Genomic DNA, 3,033 nt, shown 5'->3' on the forward strand with positions numbered 1-3,033 from the left:
TGTTCCTGGTTCGGGAGTTCCCGACCGTGGAGTTCGAGCGCTATGCAGACGACGCGGTGGTGCACTGCGCGACAGAACGGCAGGCACGTGAGGTGTGGGCCGCGCTCACCGACAGGATGGAACAGGTTGGGCTGCGGTTGCATCCCGACAAGACCAAGATCGTGTGTGTGCCACGCGCGCAGAGGGAGAGGTTGGGATGTAGGTAGGAGACCTCGATCGATGTGCTGCTGCGTGGAAGATGAAGGATGGATGGCCCTTCGGCGTCGCCCTTCGGGGGGTGGCGTCAAACCACCTCATGCTGCGTTGGCTGAAGACCGTCGTGGTGAGCGATGAGGAAAAGGCGCACGTGATGCGTCAGGTGGGGATCGGGAAGGCGAGCGCAAGCGAATCGCTATCGAAGTGTCGAAATTGGTTTCAGATGGCATCAGAACTGGGGCGTGTACGAGGTTCCAGGATAAGTCTGGCGGATACCCGGTTACTGGCCAGGCGGTGCCCGGCATGTAGGCGACGCGAGCCCGGTCTGCGGCTTTCACGTGGAACGTGGGAAGGCCAGCCCCGACACTGCTGTCGAGATGGCGGCGAGAGGGAGTGTCTCAAGCGGCCGAAACCGTGAGAGATCGAGTACCGTTGCGGGGTTGGCATTCGGACCGATCCATAGTAGTGAGGAACTCTCTGTAATGGAGAGGGAGCGAAGGGATCGGACCATCCGTGGGAAGTTCGTTCGGGCAACCAGGCTGCTCTGCGGCAACGCGCACCCGCGCTCGCACGAGCGTGCTCGTGTTGTGGCGTGGGGAACTTCTGGGCTGGGTGATGTCGCCGGTCGGGAGGCCACGGTGAAAGCCTGCGGCGTAATCGTGGCGAGGTTGCAGGGGCATAGCTGGGCGCCGACCCCGTCGATCGGATCAGCAGTGAACGTGGGAACCAATCCGGCAGTCCCCTACCCGCATCGTCGCCAGCGGTGTGGAGGGAAGGCTCGTCGTCGGCCGACGCTACCGGAATGGGGCGGAGGACCCGTAGTAGTCCGAGGCCGGGAAAGCCGGTCACATGGCGAAGGGGTCCAGCGTGTTCGCAGCAGGGATGCAGGACGAGGAGCGCGCTGGTGAATATCGGCGATCCGTGGCCTGACCTCGATGAGGCCGAGGTCCGGGTACTCGCGATGCAGAGAAAGCTGCACCACTGGGCGAAGACCGATCCTGGTCGACGCTTCGATGATATTCACAACCTCGTCTATGACCCGTTCTTCCTCGTGGTTGCGTGGAGCCGGGTGCGGGGCAACAAGGGTGGACGAACCGCTGGGGTCGACGGGATCGCTCCGCGATCAGTCGGCTTCGGCGCTGGGGAGCTGCTGTCCGAGCTGCGGGCGCATCTCAAGGCCGGACGGTTCGCTCCGCAGCGGGTGCGGGAGAAGGCGATCCCGAAGGCGTCGGGGAAGGTCCGGCGTCTCGGGATCCCGACGACCGCTGATCGGGTTGTGCAGGCCGTGTTGAAGCTGGTGCTCGAGCCGATCTTCGAGGCGGACTTCAAGCCATCGTCGTATGGCTTCCGCCCGAGACGCCGGGCGCAGGACGCGATCGCCGAGATTCACTACCTCGCCTCACCCACCCGGAACTACGAGTGGGTGTTCGAGGCCGACATCACGGCGTGTTTCGACGAGATCGACCACACCGCGCTTATGGCGCGGGTCCGTGGCCGGATCTCCGATAAACGGGCCCTGGGCTGGGTTTCGGCGTTCCTGCGGGCCGGAGTCCTCGGCGAGGACGGCCTGAACCGCGAGACGATCACCGGCACTCCGCAAGGTGGAATCCTGTCACCGCTGCTGGCCAATATCGCCCTGTCCGTGCTGGACGAGCACTTCGCTGACAAATGGGCAGCGCTCGGTCCGAACTGGACACGCGCCAAGCACCGACGCGGCGGCGGCGCGGTCATGAAACTCGTCCGCTATGCTGACGATTTCGTGATTATGCTGGCCGGAACCCGCGCCGACGCCGAGGCGCTATGGGACGAGGTCGGCACGGTGCTCGCCCCGATGGGCCTGCGCCTGTCGGTCGAGAAGAGCAGGGTCTCCCATATCGACGAGGGGTTCGACTTCCTGGGCTGGCACATCCAGCGCCGAGCCTGGCGAAGCCGTACCGGAAAGCGAGGAATCTACACCTACCCATCGAAGAAGGCGCTGGCCTCGATCGTGGACAAGGTGCGGAAGCTGACTCGCCGGGCGAAACATCGAACACTCGCAGACCTGCTGCGCCGGCTGAACCCGGTGCTGCGGGGCTGGTGCAACTACTTCCGGCACGGGGTGTCGGCGCGGACGTTCTACTACGTCGACCACTTCGCCTTCTGGCGGGTGATCGGCTGGCTCCGCAAACGACACCTCGGCCTGAACATGCACACCCTGGTCCGACGCTTCCTGCCAGGCTGGCAGATACGCGTCGGCAAACTGGAGATGCTCCGCCCCAACAAGGTAGCAGTCACTCGATACCGCTACCGAGGGACGCGCATCCCTACACCATGGTCGAGTCCACCAGGCAAGATCGCCTCACCAGTGGCATGAACACGTGGAGAGCCGGATGCGGTGGAAGTCGCACGTCCGGTTCGGAGGGCGGGCCCCGGAAACCCACCAGCCGAAAGGCTGGCAGGGCGCCGGGGTCCGACCCCTACACGTATGTGTGGACCGCGAGCGGGTTCTGCTACGTGTCGTTTATTACCGACGTCTATTCGCGGCGAATCCTCGGGTGGCGGGCGTCGATGAGCAAGACCAGCGATCTCGTGACCGCGGCCCTGGCGCAGGCCTTGGCGACCCGCCGCCGGGCGAGCAGTGAGTTCACTGCGCGCGGGCTGATCCATCATTCCGACGCCGGCTCGCAATACACCGCACTGGCATTCACCGAGGAACTCGCCGAAGCGGGTATCGCCGTAGCTATTCAGCAGGGTTCGGCGGCTGGTGGTAGCCATGCCCCGGTGGTGAACAGCTGAGTGAGGACGTCGAAGCTGTCGAGGCCCCACTTGGCGGTGGTGGACAGGTAGGACTGGACGACG

At 64.7% G+C, this 3,033-nt stretch carries 2 protein-coding genes and 1 pseudogene; all 3 read left to right on the plus strand.

Features of this window, described 5'->3' with window-relative positions; genetic code table 11:
* The coding region (locus KME75_RS40720) for a reverse transcriptase domain-containing protein (RefSeq protein ID WP_246633790.1) at positions 1-206 on the plus strand (206 nt) is incomplete at its 5' end.
* Between the two features lie 893 nt (positions 207-1,099).
* A complete protein-coding gene (ltrA, locus tag KME75_RS40725; protein WP_219420334.1) occupies positions 1,100-2,548 on the plus strand; it encodes a group II intron reverse transcriptase/maturase in 1,449 nt (482 codons plus the stop codon).
* A 104-nt stretch (positions 2,549-2,652) separates the two neighbouring features.
* Positions 2,653-2,919: pseudogene (locus KME75_RS40730) on the plus strand (DDE-type integrase/transposase/recombinase); the annotation flags it as partial.
* Positions 2,920-3,033: the final 114 nt, after the last annotated feature.

The organism is Pseudonocardia nigra, from assembly GCF_019396355.1.
GTDB lineage: Bacteria > Actinomycetota > Actinomycetes > Mycobacteriales > Pseudonocardiaceae > Pseudonocardia > Pseudonocardia nigra.